Below are 14,760 nucleotides of genomic sequence, written 5' to 3'. Positions count from 1 at the left end.
CTCACGCTCGGCGCATCGTTGACGTCGGTGACGGTGATTGACAACACCGCCGAGTCATCCGGCGTACTGCCCACCGTCGCATCATCAACATTGACCACCACGTCCAGCGTGGCATTGGTTTCGTGATCCAGCGCCTCTCCCGCTTTCAGGTGCAGTTCCAGGTTGCCGCCGTTATCGACGATCTCGAATCTGGAGGCATCCGCGCCTGTCAGCGTCAGAATATTGGTACCCAACGCATCGTCGCTCACGGTGATATCCGCGACTTTCACGCTGCTGCTCGTATCCAGGTCTTCCGCCACAACCGTGGTGGTATTGCTCAGCGCCACCGTCGGCGCCTGGTTTACAGGAGGTGGCGGAGGCGGCGGAATAACAATCGGAGCAACATCGACCGTCACCGTGGCCGTTTCGGTTACACCACCGGCAGTTACCGTATAGGTAAAACTATCGCTGCCGCTGTAGTTGGCGTTCGGAGTGTAGGTCACTGTGCCATCGGCCTCAATAACCACGCTGCCATTACTACCCTGACTCACGGATGTCACTTCAGCGTTCGTATCGCTAAACGTATCGTTTGCCAGCACATCGACATTAACAGCCACATCTTCGTTAGTGGCTACAGTATCGTTAACGGCATCAGCTACCGGTAACACGTTAAAAATAACGGATTGACTGGCACTTTGGCCCCCGGCATCGGTCGCAGTAGCGGTGAGCAATTCACTACCATGCCAGTCAGGGGTCGCCGGGGAGATGGTGGCGATACCATTGGCATCAATGGAAACGCTGATGTTGCTGTTGCCAGTGACAGTGAAGACCAGTTCACCTGAGACTGCATCGATATCACCAAACGCTGCGTTCAGGTCAATGGTGTAGCTTGCGAAGTCTTCGTCCAGCTCCTGGTGCGGAATAGCGTTTCTGAGCGTCACACCGTCGTTCGTGCCCTGAATGGTGATCTGGACAGTAGTCGGTGTTCCGTCAATGCTGGTGACATTGAAAGTTTCAGTGTAGCTGCTGCCAACATTTAGCTCATCAAAGGCGCTGTGGGCGGTAAACGCCCAATTACCATTGGCATCAATGGAGAAATCACCGTAGGTGCCGGAAACTGAAGCTGGGGTAAAGGCGTTATCGTCGTTATCGATATCGACGCTGGTGAGGGTGCCACTGGCGGTCAAGGGAGCATCGGTTTCTGTCAGGATGACATTGGCAGAGCTGACCGTTGCCGGGTCATTAACCGGGGTGACGGTGACGGCAATTTCCTGGGTGGTGGTATGCCCTTTGTCATCAGTGACGGTGACGATAAAGCCGTCGGCACCATGAAAGTCCGGGTTGGGGGTATAGCTCCAGGCGCCGGACTCCGGATCGATGGTTACCGTACCATTGGAGGCCGAACCGCTGACCGAGAAATAACTGCCGTCAGTCAGCCCGTCGGGATCGGTGGCCGTCAGCGTACCGGTGATAGCCCCGCCATCTTCCGCTCCGCTACCGCTGGTATCCCCACCTATAGTAGATGGTGTATTGGGGAGGGTAGCCGCAGTTTGTAGCTCTCCAGCCGGGTATTCACGCAGCCCCTGAATGCTCTCATAACCATCAATTTTAAAGGAATCAAAGCCACTGTCGGGAGTGGTGGCGTCAGCGTTGTAAGCGACCCTGATGCCCGCCGCACCCGATTCGCCAGTGTTAGCACGGTTACTGTTACCCTCACCCGCGGCTGTGGCAGGCAGGATTTCATCCAGGGTGAGGCCGCTTTCCAAAGCCTCTTCAATGCGATCAAAGCTGATCACACCACCAGCACTTTCACGCTCGAGGATCGCCTCCAGCAGGTTCAGGAACCTGGTATCAAGGGTTACATCCTGATCATGTCCGAGGGTGACGACAGTGTTGTTTTTAAAGCCAAGAACGATAGCACTGGCACCGAGAGTCCGCAGGCCGTCATCAACAGCAATGGTATCGCCCACGCGGGGGCTGCGACCTGCACTCTTGCCAGCCGCTGCGGTGTGAATCACGTCGCCCTGGACGGCAAGAACCTGGGCCACAACCCCGGATCCGTTTGCCTGAGCCTGAGAATTCACCACATCACCATTTGCCATAACACTATCGTCCGTTGTTACTTGTCTTTTAAAACACCAAAGCCGCCAAAAGGCGGCTTAACATCAGATCAGGAGGCGGAGTTCCCTAACTCCTGCAACAGCCGCCCCATGGAGTTGAATATCCGGTATTGGGAAAAGAGGTGATCGAACCTGGCATTAACCAGGGCCCGCTTGGCATCAACCACCTCATTCTCGGTGTTAAGCAGATCCAGCAAGGTTCTACGACCGATATCGAATTGCTTGTTGTAGGAAGCCTTGGTATTGAGTGCAGACTCCACGTGCATCTGCAGGTACTTCATCTGCTCGGTAATGGTCTGGTAGGCGCTCCACGAAAGCCTGAGACTTTCTACTACCTGCCGGTGGGTGTTATTGCGCACATCCCGTGACTGTTCCGCCAAGTGGGCGGTCTGGCTACGACGGGCCTTATCACCGCCACCGTTGTAGAGGTTGTAAGTAAGACGCACAGCCACGATCAGGTCGTCGCGGTCACCCTCGACACCATCGATGTTTTCATCCCAGCGTTTGTCTGCCTCCAGTTGCAGGCGGGGCCAGTAATTACTTTCGCTGGCCCGGTACTGAGCCTCGGCGGACTCCACGTCGGCAGTTGCCGATTGCAGGGTGGGGTGTTGCTTTAACGCCAGCTCTTCTGCCGCCGCCAGTGACGAGGGCAACGCTGAGGGTGATCCCGGCATACTCAGCTCATCCAGGTTTGGCGAGAGGCCGGTCACACGATAAAAATTGGTGCGGGCGTCCAGCAGATTGCTCTGTGCCGCAATCGTATTGCTGTAGGCCAGTGCCAGGCGCGCGCTGATCTGGTCCAGGTCTGCCTTGCTGCCAACACCGGACTTATTGCGCAGCACCATCTGGTCGTGAATATTCTGGTGTTCGTAGAGGGTTTCGCGAGCCAACGTTAACAACTCGTTGTAACGCATCAGGTTGAGGTAGGCCTCAGCCACCCGCAGGCTGGTATTTTCCTCGGCTTCCTGCACCTTGAAGGCGGCGCTGTCGCTGCGAGCGGACTGACGCTCGATCTCGGACGAAGTAGCAAAGCCGTCAAACAGCAGCTGGCGGGCCGAAATGGACGCCTCCTGACGTGTGAGGGTTACCTCGTCACCACCGGTACCCGGGCTTTCCAGCGACTGGCGCCCCAGCCCTGCACCCAGCTCCACGGTAGGCAGGTAGTCGGACTTGGCCTGTTTCACTTCGGCACTTCTGGACAGGTACTCATTGCGGGTAGCGAGCACCTCCGGATTGGTCTGCAGGGTAGTGTCGACGGCCTCCTGCAGGGTCAAGCCATAGCTTTGCGAGACGCCAGCCAGCATAAAGCTCGCTGAAATCGCCACTTTTGAGAACTTGTTCACCCTAAAACCCCCTAAATGTGATCTCAGTCACACAATTTTCGGGAGATTCTACAAAGTTTTTAATTATCAAGATATAGGTCTGTAAGCACTTTTTAGCATAGATCAAGAAAAAGTAATATCCGCCAGATTGCTCGCAGCCCTTTAACCACGGGGCTAAGGCAAAACAGGAAAAATTTGGGGAAGGCAGAATGCCCCGGATTGGGGCCCGAAGGTGGCGCACCAGAATGGCGCGCAAATCAACGCTCTCGCAAGGCGAGCTGACGGGTCTTGAAGATGGGTTTCAGAATGTAATCCAGCACCGTTTTCTTGCCGGTCAGGATATCGACGCTGACTGTCATCCCGGCGATGATGGGCAATGGCCTCTCCTCACTGCCAAGGAAGGTGCGATCGGTCTCGATGCGTACCAGATAGAAGCTCTCGTCGTGCTCATCCAGAATGGTGTCAGGGCTGATGTGAACCACGCTGCCCTGCAGGCCACCGTGAATGGAGAAATCGTAGGCCGTGACTTTAACCATGGCTTTCTGGCCCGGGTGCAAAAAGGCAATATCCGCCGGGCGCACCCTGGCCTCCACCAGTAATTTGTCCTCGGTGGGCACGATTTCCACAATATCCATGCCCGGCTGAATGACCCCACCAATGGTCTTCAACAGCATCTGCTTGACCGAGCCCGCTACTGGCGAAGTCACCAAAGTACGCTTGACCCGATCCTCCAGAGCACCACTGGTCTCCAGCAGGCGCGCGAGCTCGGCCTTGACGTCACTCTGCTCCTTGCGGGCCTCAGCCTGAAACAGCAGCTCCGCATTGCTGAGCTTCTGGCGTGCCTCTTCCAGCGCCGAACGGGCTCGAGGTATGGACAATTCGGTGCTCTCAAGACTGCCACGCAAGTCGTTCACCTCCCGCTCCAGGCGCAACAGCTCCACCCTGGAAATGGCCCCCTCTTCGGCCAGCGGCCGGGTCATTTCCAACTCCTTCTGCAACAGCTCCAGGCTGCGAGCCACCTGATTACGCTTGGCCTGCAGCTCGGACAGCTCCTGATTCTTCTGAATCACCTGCTCCTGCAATACCTGATTGCGGCTGGCCAGTTCCCGCTGGCGCGCTGTGTAGAGCGCCTGCTCTTCCTGCAGCACCCCAGCATCAATGTCCGGGAGCCCAGTGGTGACGAACGGTTGCCCGCCAGCTTCTGCCTCAAGGCGGGCGAGCCTGGCCCGCAGCTGATCCAGGGTAACATCGGCTTCACGCAGGGAGGAGGAGAACTGGGTATCATCTATACGCAGCAATGGCTGCCCCTGCTTCACCTGCTGGCCCTCCTGAACATAGAGCTCCGCCAAAATCCCGCCCTCAAGGTTCTGAACAACCTGTACGTGCCGGGAAGGAATTACCTTGCCCTCACCACGGGTGAACTCATCAATCTCGGCCAGCCCGGCCCAGACCAGCATCACAATAAAGAACGCAGCGATTGCCCATAGCAGTTGCTGTCCGCCACGGGGAGACTGCTCCAGGACCATGCCCGCCGCTGAGGAGATATAGCTGACGTCATCGACCTCCGCTCTGGCCCGGGGCTCAAACCAGGAACGCCAGGGAGACTCTTTCGTCCATTCGTTCTTCAAGGCTTTTTTCAGGTTATGCAACACGCAACTGCCCTTTCTTCAGCGCTTCCAGCACGCTTTCCCGTGGCCCATCCGCCACCAGCTTGCCGCGATCCAGAACCAGTAACCGATCCACCAGCGTCAGCAACGCTGTCTTGTGGGTAACCACTACCAGGGTCTTGCCCTCAGTCACCCTGGCCAGATTCTCTTTCAACTGCATTTCGGAAGCGTTATCCATACCGCTGCTGGGCTCGTCAAACAGATACAGGGGCGGATCATTTAACAGGGCCCTGGCCACGGCAACGCTCTGACGCTGACCTCCGGACAGTGCCTGCCCGCGCTCCCCCACTGAGCGATCAAAGCCTGCCGGATGGGCATTGGCAAAATCGGTCACACCGGCGATGGTCGCCGCACGCAGTATCTCATCGTCTTCCACATGCGGAGCCCCAAACACAATGTTGTCTTTGATAGAGCCATAAAAAAGGCCGACATCCTGGGGGACGCAGCCCATGTTACGGCGCAGGTCAGCCGGGTCGATCTGCTTTATATCCACCCCGTCTACCAGTACCGCACCCTCCTGCGGGGCATACAATCCCAGCATCAACTTCTGCAGGGTACTTTTGCCGGAGCCTATTCTGCCAATCACGCCTACCCGCTCACCGGGAGCGATATGAAAAGAGACACCCTTCAGGGCTGCAGCCTCCTCCCCCGGATAGGCAAAAGAGACACTGTCAAAACGGATGGCGCCTGAGAGGTAAGGTCGCTGCACAAAAGGCGACTCTTCATCGCGCTCCTGGGCTTTATCCACCACCCCCTGCAAGCCCATATAGGCGGTGTGGGCCTGGTGATAACTCAGCAGCAGGCCAGCCACCTGTCCCAGCGGCGCCAACGCGCGTGACGACAGCATCACGCAGGCAATCAAGGCACCCATGGTAAGCTCCCTCTCGGCAATCAGGTAAACACCAATTACCACCACTGCCACCGAACAAACCTGTTGCGCAACCCCGGCAACGGATGAGGAAGAGGCCGATATCATGCGGGAGCGCTGACCCCACAAGGCCAGGTGCCCCACTGCCCGCTCCCAGTTGCGCTGCAAGCGGCCTTCCGCCCCAAGAATTTTTACGGTTTCGAGATTCGCCAGCGTCTCCACCAGCGTCGCGTTCTTCTGGGCAGAAGACTGGTAGCTTTGCTCTACGGCCCGTCGTAACGGCCCCTGCAGATACAGTGCAACACCCACAATCAACACCCCGGCGACCAGTGGCGCAATCACCACAGCCCCGCCCAGCCAGGCAATCACCACCAAAAACAGTAAGGTAAAGGGCAGGTCGACAAAGGCCGAAATTACGGACGAGGTTATGAAGTTGCGCACCGTCTCAAACTCACGCAACTGGCTGGCAAAGGCACCGACAGACTCCGGCTTTTCACTTAGCCTGGCCCCCAACACCCTCTCGAAGATAAAGCCGGACAACAGGACATCCGATTTTCTGCCCGCCACCTCCAGGAAATATGAGCGCAGCACTTTGAGCAACCAGTCAAAGCCGTAGACAATCAGGACACCAATGGCGAGAACCCAAAGGGTCTCCAGCGCGTCATTGGGTACCACCCGATCATAGACGTTCATGACGAACAGCGGATTGGCCAGGGCAAACAGATTGATCAACAGGCTCGCGAGGAGCACATCACGGTAAATACGCCATGAGCCCGCCAATGCGCCCCAGAACCAGTGAGCTTGCTGATGTCGGGGGCGGACCATCTCGGTACGTTTGTCAAAGCGAAATGCCGGGCGCACCAGAATGCAGTAGCCACTGTAGAGTTCCTGCAATCGCTCCAGACTGTATCTCTGCTGACCGTCAGTTTCAGTATCCAGCAATGTGAAACTGCCGCTGGCTGCATCCACTTCCACCAGCACCCTGGCTTCATTGTCCTTCAAGAGCAGTACCGCAGGGCACAGCAACTGCCCTACCTGCGAGAGATCCCTCGCCACTACCCTGGACTTCAAACCCACCCGCGCTGCGGCCCGCACAAACAGCTCCGGCGTGAGCCTTTCATCAACCAGCGGCAGCCCCGCCGTCGCCGACGCCTCTGAACAGGGACGATGCTCAATCCGCGCCACCTGTAACAAACAAGTCAGCAAAGGATCGAAAACGGGTTGTTCTACCTTGGGCTCTATCGTAGTCATGAATTATAAAGGGCTGGCAGCAGGCATTTAGTGGCTACTATGTGCCACGGCTGTGCGCATTGTAAACGAATATTAAGCTAAAATGCCCCGGCCTTAACCAGGAGCGGAATTCACAGTGCCCTACATCATCCGTAATGCCAAATCCGAAATCGTTGCCCTTTTAAAAGAGCCAGCCTCCGGCCTGGAGGAGTTTCTGCCAGCAGATAATAAAGAGGTGATGCAGTTTCTTGGATTAAAAAGCGGGGACGACGCCAGAGGCGCCCTGGAGGTATCCGATCGGGAATTGGCCCGGGTCACTGAGGACCTGATACAGCTGTTGATACAGAAAAACCTGATTCTGTTTACGGAACTGCCGCTGCCAGTGCAGGAGAAATTACTGCTGCGCGAGAAACTGCGGGCTTCACTCAACGAGCCAACCGAAGACAGTTTCCTGGATGACCAGGAGCTGATCTGAACACGATGTCAAATAAGCAGTGGTCCAACCATCCAGAGGCCGGGTAACTCACGCACTACTGCCGGCAGGGCCCCGCCTTCAGCCCGCCAGGCCTTCAATGGCGTAGCGCGCCTGCTCGTAATCAAAGCCACGGTATTGCAGGTAACGAGCGCATTTTGCACGGGCAGCGGCGTCGGTCGGTGGACGGGAGAATTTCTTCTTCAGCACCAGCCTCGACTGTTCGAACCAGTCCACATCGGCCGACGCCAGCGTATCGCGGATGTGCTCTGCAGACACACCCCGCTCCCTTAACTCCTGCTCTATGCGGGCGGGACCAAATCCCTTGCGCAGGCGCATGCTGGTATAAGCCTCGGCGAAACGTGTATCGCTGAGCAGGCTGTCTGCTTCCAGCTGATCCAGTACCGCCTCGATCTGGCCATCAGAATCGGCATGGCGCTGCCGGAGCTTACGCGCCAGCTCCAGCCGGGAGTGCTCCCGCCGAGCCAAAAGCTCCATGGCATTCCAGCGTAACTGTCGGGATAGCTGTTCGGGATTGAGGGCTTCCGTGGTCATATGAAGTCCTCCGGGGGAAGATAGACCCTGCCCGCCTTAGCGGCGGGCAGATTCACTAACTGTGAGAATTGACGAGTTTCTGCGCTTACGCGCCGGACCTCAGGCCTCGGCCTCTTCGGCTTCTGCTACCGCGGCCTGTTTGGAGGTTGGCGGTGGCAACAATTCAGCACGAATACCCGCTTCAATGGCCTGGGCAATCTGGGGATTCTCCTGCAGGAATCTCACCACGTTGTTTTTACCCTGGCCAATCTTGTCACCCTGATAGCTGTACCAGGCACCGGCTTTTTCCACCAGCCCCAGCTTTACGCCGTAATCAATTACTTCGCCCAGACGGTTAATGCCCTGCCCATAGAGAATCTGGAACTCGGTCTGGGTAAAGGGCGGTGCCACCTTGTTCTTGACCACCTTGACCCGGGTCTCGGAGCCGGTCACCTCGTCGCCGTCCTTCACCGAACCGATACGACGGATATCCAGGCGCACGGATGCGTAGAACTTCAGCGCATTACCACCGGTGGTGGTTTCCGGGTTGCCGAACATAACGCCGATCTTCATACGGATCTGGTTGATGAAGATCGCCAGACAGTTGGCGTTCTTGATGTTACCGGTGATCTTGCGCAACGCCTGTGACATCAGGCGGGCCTGCAGACCAACGTGATGGTCACCCATCTCGCCTTCAATTTCTGCCTTGGGAGTCAGTGCCGCCACGGAGTCCACCACCAGCACATCAATGGCTCCGGAGCGCACCAGCATATCGGCCACTTCCAGTGCCTGTTCACCGGTATCCGGCTGGGAAACAATCAGGTCGTCTACATTGACGCCGAGCTTTTCGGCGTAAATCGGGTCCAGGGCATGCTCGGCATCAATAAAGGCACAGGTACCGCCCGCCTTCTGGGCCTCGGCAATCACCTGCAGCGTGAGAGTGGTTTTACCGGAGGATTCCGGGCCGTAGATCTCGACGATACGGCCTTTTGGCAGGCCACCAATACCCAGAGCGACGTCCAGTCCCAGGGAGCCGGTGGAGATCGCCGGGATACGTTCGCGCTCGCGGTCGCCCATGCGCATCACAGTGCCTTTGCCGAACTGACGTTCGATCTGTCCCAGTGCGGCCTGCAGAGCTTTTTCTTTATTCGGATCCATGGCTGACCTCGCGTGTCTCGTCTGATCGGTTTTTAAACGGTTAGTTGGCTTGGTACGACGCTGGTCCAGATGCCGCGCCGACGGAGCTGTATGTACGATGGAGTCATTGAAGCACAGAAATTTTTACTGTACAAGAAAACAGTACTATTTTTTTATACAGTAGATTTCGACAGGTGCTCCAAGGCTCCCTGCAAGGCATGAATTGTGGCCTGATCACGCACCGCCTGTCGATCACCACTGAAGTACTGCACCTCGGAATGGATGCCACGGGTACTCCCCCAGGCAAACCAGACGGTACCCACCGGCTTGTCGGCCGTGCCGCCATCCGGGCCGGCAACACCGCTGGTGGCCAGGGCCAGGTCAGCCCCCCTCGCCAGAACACCCGCCACCATGGCCTCCACCACCGGCTGGCTGACCGCCCCATACTGGCTGAGCAAAGTCGCCGATACCTGCAACAGCCGTTCTTTACTGCTATTGGCGTAGGTGACCAGCCCCTCGTCAAACCAGCCAGAGCTGCCGGCGATATCAGTGACAGCCGCCGCCACCATACCGCCGGTACAGGACTCCGCCGTGCCCACACGCCAGTGCCGCTGAAGCAGTTCTGCGCCCAGTTGCCGGGCCAAATCTCGGGTGTCGAATGTCATGCTGCAGGTCACCTCAAAGCCAGTGGATATGATGCGCGAACCAGGATTCAGGAACAAGCCGGCATCATGACGACCGGGAGCCGGCGGATCAACACACCCGGCCCCAGCGACCACTGCCACCGCCGTGATGCAGGCCGCTCCCCCCACGACCAATACACAAACAGCAAATAAGCCTGCAGACTTGAATAGCCATCACTCACCCAGGCGTAGTGGACAGAGACTTACCGGGCAAGAAGGCAAACCGCACCGACCCGAATCTGACCATCCACCTGATCCAGCCAATACCGATGCCGATACTGATGTAAAGTGTTCGCACACCACGCCGAACCGGCACTGCCCAGCCGCAGCTGTTCACGGCTACCACAGCGATCACACAATGCGTTAAAAAAGCTATCCGAGTCCGCGCTTTATCATGGAATCACTACAGTTGATCCGTTAAACTCTTTTGACACGAGAGTGGTGAACAACGACAGCGTGCAGTGTCTTTAATCCGCAGCAACCAGCAGCTAACAACGTGCCGTTTTTGATGTTGAAATCCAGCACCCATCACACTGCCAAGCCGTAGTTCTCCACATAATAATGATTGCCTGACTCACTACCCGCCTGGAGCATCCCTTGTCGGAAGGTATTGAAAACTTACTGAAAGAGCTGCACGACTCCTGCCCCGAAATTCTGGTCTCCATGGTGACCAGCAAGGATGGCCTCGCCATCTCGCACAGGGGAAATATTTCTGATCCCGACCTGTTCGGGGCCTACTTCGCCGAATTGCAACGGCTGTGCGAACAGGTCATTAATGAAGTGGACTATCGCAACGTCAAAGAGATATTTGTCCGCTCGGACAGCGGCTGTGTTTGCCTGCTCCCCATTGAGGACAAGGGCTACCTGGCCTGTATGTCGACCCCGCAGATCAACTCTACCAAGCTGCAGCTGTTAACGCTGAAAACCATTAACCGGGTGATCCGCTACTTCTAGGACCCGGTTGCCAGAGCGGCCGCAGCAGCGCAGTTCAGGCTACTCCAGTACTCCAGACATATCGGCCCAACCGTCAGGCTTCAACCACCGCTGCCTTATCGTGGCAAGCCGGGCAATATATCTGGCCGGTACGCAGGTGGAACATAACCCGCGTCCCCTTATCCACAAACTCTTCGCACGAATCACAGACCGAGCCCTCATCCAGGATTTCGTAATCGAAGCCTCCGGCAGGCTGATAGATATCACCCACCTTGCGGCCCCGCGGTGAGGTTTTGACAATATCCGTTCGGTAGTACTCCTCATAGGGCAACCATAACGCGATCATTTCTTCAGAGAGTCCGTGTTTGCGCATAAAGCCCAGCAACAAGCGCAAGCGGTGGTCGTACACCTCATTGGGAATCACCATCCAGTGATGGGCATTGCGGGGACGATCTCCGAAGTAGCACTTTTCACCGCTAAACAACTGCTTGTAGAAACTGTACACCTTCTCTTTCGAGCGCTGCTTGGTGAACTTCTGAAAATAGGGCGCCATGATGTCGTCTTCGAAAACCGCATCATAGAAATCGTCGATGATTTCTTTTAACAGATCGCCGTCTGCCTGCAATCGCCGCCACAACGACTCGCAAGGTGAAGGCCAGGGACGCTCATCGCCCATGTCCTGCTCTCCGGCAAGCGGTGCCTGCCGGGTCTTTTCAGTAACTGCGGCGGTGGCAGTGGTCTCGCCGGACTGAACCGGGCCGAAGCTCAAGCCTGTATACGGCGTAGTCCGGCAAGGCAGGAAATACCCGCTATCAATCAAGTCTTGTGGCAGGCTACCGGTAAATAGTGCAGCGGCGGGCTGGGTTGCCTTGCACATACAGGCGTTACAAACGCCTTTCTTGCAGGAGTAGTTTACGTCTACTCCGTGACGCAACAATACCTGCAGCGCCGTCTCCCCCTTCCGACAGTCATACGCCTCACCGTCGTATACCAGCTCTTTCATTTCCGACTACACCTTTGGCATACATCGCCTGCCTCCAGGCCATTGGAGCAGGAAATTTGGTTTGGGGCAGCAATCCTTCCGGGCGGCGCCTGCTCCAAACACCTTGCGGTAACCCGGGCATGGTGCGAGCGGCGACGGTAGCAGGACGGGCTGAAACACCTTGCCTCACCCCGTCACAGTATCAGCAGGTTAACTATCAGGCCTGCAATACCTGCCCGAAAATACCCCCGATCTCACTTGAAGAATGGCTGCAGCCTGGCAACACAATTCTTGGTGTTTATCAGGATCTTGCCCAGATTGGCTTTGGGTCTGGCCGCGATAGCCAACACAGCCTCCGAAGAGACGTAGTTGAGCAGCATCATTCCCTCGGTGCCGATCACCATCACCTGACGCATCCTGCCAATGTGGATCTCTTCGATCGTACGGTTGGCGAGGGAAAGTAGTGATGCACTCATTGCCGCATAGCGATCGCTATCGATGTTGTCATTCAGCGCCGAAGCCAGTGGAAAACCATCCGTACTGATCACCACGGACGCCTCAATCTCCCCGTCCGACGATCCGTTCAGACCGCGCAGTACCGAACGGATTTGCGACGCGTTGGATTCGATACTCATCGAAACTTTCTCTCCTGAATATCAATAAGGCCACAGTCCCTTCAGGGACCGTGGCCGCTCGATCAAAGTGCGCTTTCCAGCAGCGGAAGCTGGCTGCGGGACTTGGTCAGCACCATGCCCAGGTTGGCAGACAGACGGCAAACGAAACAGACCACATGATCTGGATCCTTCTTGCTGCGGATAAACACGTGAATCAGGTTCTCGGAGTTGACAATCACTTCCTTGAAGTAGTGATAACCATCATCCACCAGCCCCCGGGCCCGCTTAAACAGTTGCTCAATACTGGATACATTGGGCCCCTGGAAGAGATCGTGGGTCGCAGCGGCAAGCAGATCCAGAACTTCGCTGGGGTGGGAATCCACAGTTTTGACCCCCAGCAACATGCCGCTACCTACATCGACATAGCCCGCCGCCAGACATTCCGGTACGGCGGCAATTGCTTTTGCCAATGCATCATCTAAAGTTCCCATTTATGGCTACCTCATATTGTTCCAAGTTGATTTTTTAGTTGGCTATCGCCCCGTCAGCAGAGGTTTATTCCTGCCTTCAGGTCAATTCTGTCTGCCCCGATTCCGGGCAGCATCGCGCACATCCGGACGTTGAAGCCCGAACCTCGCAGCGGTCTCTGCAACAGGCCACCGGCCCTGCACAGCACACCGCAAAAGCCACACACTTGCCTTCAGGCTAGTTGGTGGCAACTTGTGCGTCTTTGATCTCTGTCGTCATTCTGTCGATTTCCACGACGCTGGCTGTTGCCACCAGTGGCGCGGAAAAAGTGCCCTCTGTGAGAAAGGAAGCAAGTAATTCCCGTAACTCGCTATCGCGTTTTTCCGGAGTTGCCTGAGTCCCACCTTCGCCAAAAATCCGGTTAAGCATGTTCTAACTCTTCGCCTCGTACGTGCTGACAAAATTGTTCCAGAAAATTGACCTGCTCCCGGGATTGCACCCAGCGCGGCTCGATCTTCCTGGCGGTTTCCAAAGCCGTGATCGCATCGACGCCCTGCCAGATCAGGTAGGCGGTCAAAACCGTACCGGTCCGGCCCAGGCCGGCGCGACAATGCACGGCAACCACTTCACCTGCGGAGATCAGCTCGTCGATTTTGCTGCAGATAGTGGTGGCCAGATCCACGCTGGGTGCGCACATATCCGGTATCGGATACTGGCCATGGCGAATACCGAATTCAGCCAGCAGGTCTGTCTCTATGGCCGGCTCATTGGGCGGCAGCTCGGTAAGACTCAACAAGCAGGTAATGCCGACGCGCTTCAATGCCGCCAGGTCATAAGAGGTTTCATGGAAGACACCCGGCCGCGGAGTGCCCGCCAGCTGGCCCCTGTGCAACCACAAAAAGTCACGCGGCCCAAAGCTTTCACTCTTCCAGGCCGGTGCAGGCTTAGGTGTTATCACCTCATCCGGCAACTCATCGTCCGGGTGTTCCTGCACTTTTCCCGGCGACGGAGACGGGCAGGAGCCGGTGCGCACAAACGTCCTGGCATCATCAGTAGAAGGGGCGGCAAAGAATTGCGAAGTGGGAACCATCTCCTTAAGGACACCACCGGTCATCAATGCCGTGTTACCACCCAGGGCCATCATTTGTGCCTGGTTGTGCAGCGTAATCAGCACAGCACGTTTGCTGCCCTGGCAACGGATGTACTCCAGCAAGCGCTCCGAGTCCCCTTCACTCAGGCCAGTGGTCGGCTCATCCAGGCAAATCATGCGCGGATTACTGGCACAGATGCGCACAATGGAGAGATAGCGGCTGTCGGCGAAGTCCAACTCCTGAACCGGTCGATACAGCTTGTCCACCAGTGATTGCAGGCCGGCGTCTTCGAGCAAGCGCACGGCCAGATCACGCTGGTCGCCGAGCCCCAGGGTGCCCTTCTCAGGCAAATCGTAGAGAACGTTTTGCAGAATATTGGATGTCAGCAGCCGGGCACTCTGCATAACCATGGCCGGACTGTCCCCGGCACCCAGAGGGGCACCACAGTAGCGCGCTTCGCCCCAGGTCTGGATATTGGGATTGCTGGCATTGAAGCCGGCCAAGGTACGCAGCAAGGTGGATTTGCCGGTTCCTGCCGGCCCGGCGAGGCAGGTTATCCCCGGCTCCGTGATGGTGAGGTTAACGTCAGCCAGTATTACCCGCTCCAGCATCGACAGGCCAAAGCCGGCCAGCGACAATATGGCACCGCTGTTATCCATG

At 56.9% G+C, this 14,760-nt stretch carries 14 protein-coding genes; 2 read left to right on the top strand and 12 right to left on the bottom strand.

The annotated features are described in order from the left end of the window. The 4 genes from GSF27_RS17155 to GSF27_RS17140 form a co-directional block, all read right to left on the bottom strand. Positions 1-2,027 (bottom strand): retention module-containing protein (locus GSF27_RS17155; RefSeq protein WP_160971287.1); only part of this gene is annotated, 2,027 nt, incomplete at its 3' end. A gap of 122 nt (positions 2,028-2,149) precedes the next feature. Further along, the gene (locus GSF27_RS17150; RefSeq protein ID WP_370462629.1) at positions 2,150-3,442 is read right to left on the bottom strand and encodes a TolC family outer membrane protein; all 1,293 of its coding nucleotides are present in this window, start codon (positions 3,440-3,442) and stop codon (positions 2,150-2,152) included. Between the two features lie 236 nt (positions 3,443-3,678). Further along, a complete protein-coding gene (locus tag GSF27_RS17145; protein WP_370462628.1) occupies positions 3,679-5,073 on the bottom strand; it encodes an HlyD family type I secretion periplasmic adaptor subunit in 1,395 nt (464 codons plus the stop codon). Further along, positions 5,063-7,207 carry a type I secretion system permease/ATPase gene (locus tag GSF27_RS17140; protein ID WP_160971286.1) on the bottom strand — a complete coding sequence of 715 codons (2,145 nt, stop codon included), beginning with the start codon at positions 7,205-7,207 and terminating at the stop codon, positions 5,063-5,065. Before GSF27_RS17140 ends, GSF27_RS17145 begins: the two co-directional genes overlap by 11 nt. A gap of 115 nt (positions 7,208-7,322) precedes the next feature. Here GSF27_RS17140 and GSF27_RS17135 point away from each other — a divergent pair, with 115 nt between their 5' ends. After that, a complete protein-coding gene (locus tag GSF27_RS17135; protein WP_160971285.1) occupies positions 7,323-7,661 on the top strand; it encodes a hypothetical protein in 339 nt (112 codons plus the stop codon). Positions 7,662-7,739: 78 nt separating this feature from the next. Here the strand turns inward: GSF27_RS17135 and GSF27_RS17130 are convergent, their stop codons facing one another. From GSF27_RS17130 to GSF27_RS17120, 3 genes are all read right to left on the bottom strand, one after another. Beyond that, positions 7,740-8,213, bottom strand: a complete 474-nt coding sequence (locus GSF27_RS17130) for a regulatory protein RecX (protein ID WP_160971284.1) — start codon at positions 8,211-8,213, stop codon at positions 7,740-7,742. Between the two features lie 99 nt (positions 8,214-8,312). Beyond that, positions 8,313-9,350 (bottom strand): recombinase RecA, encoded by a 1,038-nt coding sequence (gene recA, locus GSF27_RS17125; RefSeq protein WP_160971283.1) that lies wholly within the window; start codon positions 9,348-9,350, stop codon positions 8,313-8,315. 152 nt (positions 9,351-9,502) lie between these two features. Continuing rightward, positions 9,503-9,994 carry a CinA family protein gene (locus tag GSF27_RS17120; RefSeq protein WP_160971282.1) on the bottom strand — a complete coding sequence of 164 codons (492 nt, stop codon included), beginning with the start codon at positions 9,992-9,994 and terminating at the stop codon, positions 9,503-9,505. A 615-nt stretch (positions 9,995-10,609) separates the two neighbouring features. Between GSF27_RS17120 and GSF27_RS17115 the strand changes: the two genes are divergently transcribed. Further along, complete coding sequence (locus GSF27_RS17115; RefSeq protein WP_160971281.1) at positions 10,610-10,966, top strand: roadblock/LC7 domain-containing protein; 357 nt, start codon at positions 10,610-10,612, stop codon at positions 10,964-10,966. 73 nt (positions 10,967-11,039) lie between these two features. Here GSF27_RS17115 and GSF27_RS17110 read toward each other — a convergent pair whose 3' ends face one another. From GSF27_RS17110 to GSF27_RS17090, 5 genes are all read right to left on the bottom strand, one after another. Further along, positions 11,040-11,948 (bottom strand): 2Fe-2S iron-sulfur cluster-binding protein, encoded by a 909-nt coding sequence (locus GSF27_RS17110; protein WP_160971280.1) that lies wholly within the window; start codon positions 11,946-11,948, stop codon positions 11,040-11,042. Between the two features lie 233 nt (positions 11,949-12,181). Further along, on the bottom strand, positions 12,182-12,562 hold the full coding sequence (locus GSF27_RS17105) for a roadblock/LC7 domain-containing protein (RefSeq protein ID WP_160971279.1): 381 nt from the start codon (positions 12,560-12,562) through the stop codon (positions 12,182-12,184). A gap of 62 nt (positions 12,563-12,624) precedes the next feature. After that, entirely contained in the window at positions 12,625-13,032 is a 408-nt protein-coding gene (locus tag GSF27_RS17100) for a hypothetical protein (RefSeq protein WP_160971278.1), read from the bottom strand. Positions 13,033-13,246: 214 nt separating this feature from the next. Then, on the bottom strand, positions 13,247-13,438 hold the full coding sequence (locus GSF27_RS17095; RefSeq protein ID WP_160971277.1) for a hypothetical protein: 192 nt from the start codon (positions 13,436-13,438) through the stop codon (positions 13,247-13,249). Then, complete coding sequence (locus tag GSF27_RS17090) at positions 13,431-14,759, bottom strand: ATP-binding cassette domain-containing protein (protein WP_160971276.1); 1,329 nt, start codon at positions 14,757-14,759, stop codon at positions 13,431-13,433. The genes GSF27_RS17095 and GSF27_RS17090 overlap by 8 nt, the downstream gene beginning before the upstream one ends. Between the last annotated feature and the right edge of the window lies 1 nt (position 14,760).

The organism is Pseudomaricurvus sp. HS19 (assembly GCF_009857815.1).
In the GTDB taxonomy this organism is placed as follows: Bacteria; Pseudomonadota; Gammaproteobacteria; order Pseudomonadales; family Cellvibrionaceae; genus Pseudomaricurvus.
Note: the sequence above shows the minus strand (reverse complement) of the source record. Positions and strands in the feature narration are given on the sequence as shown.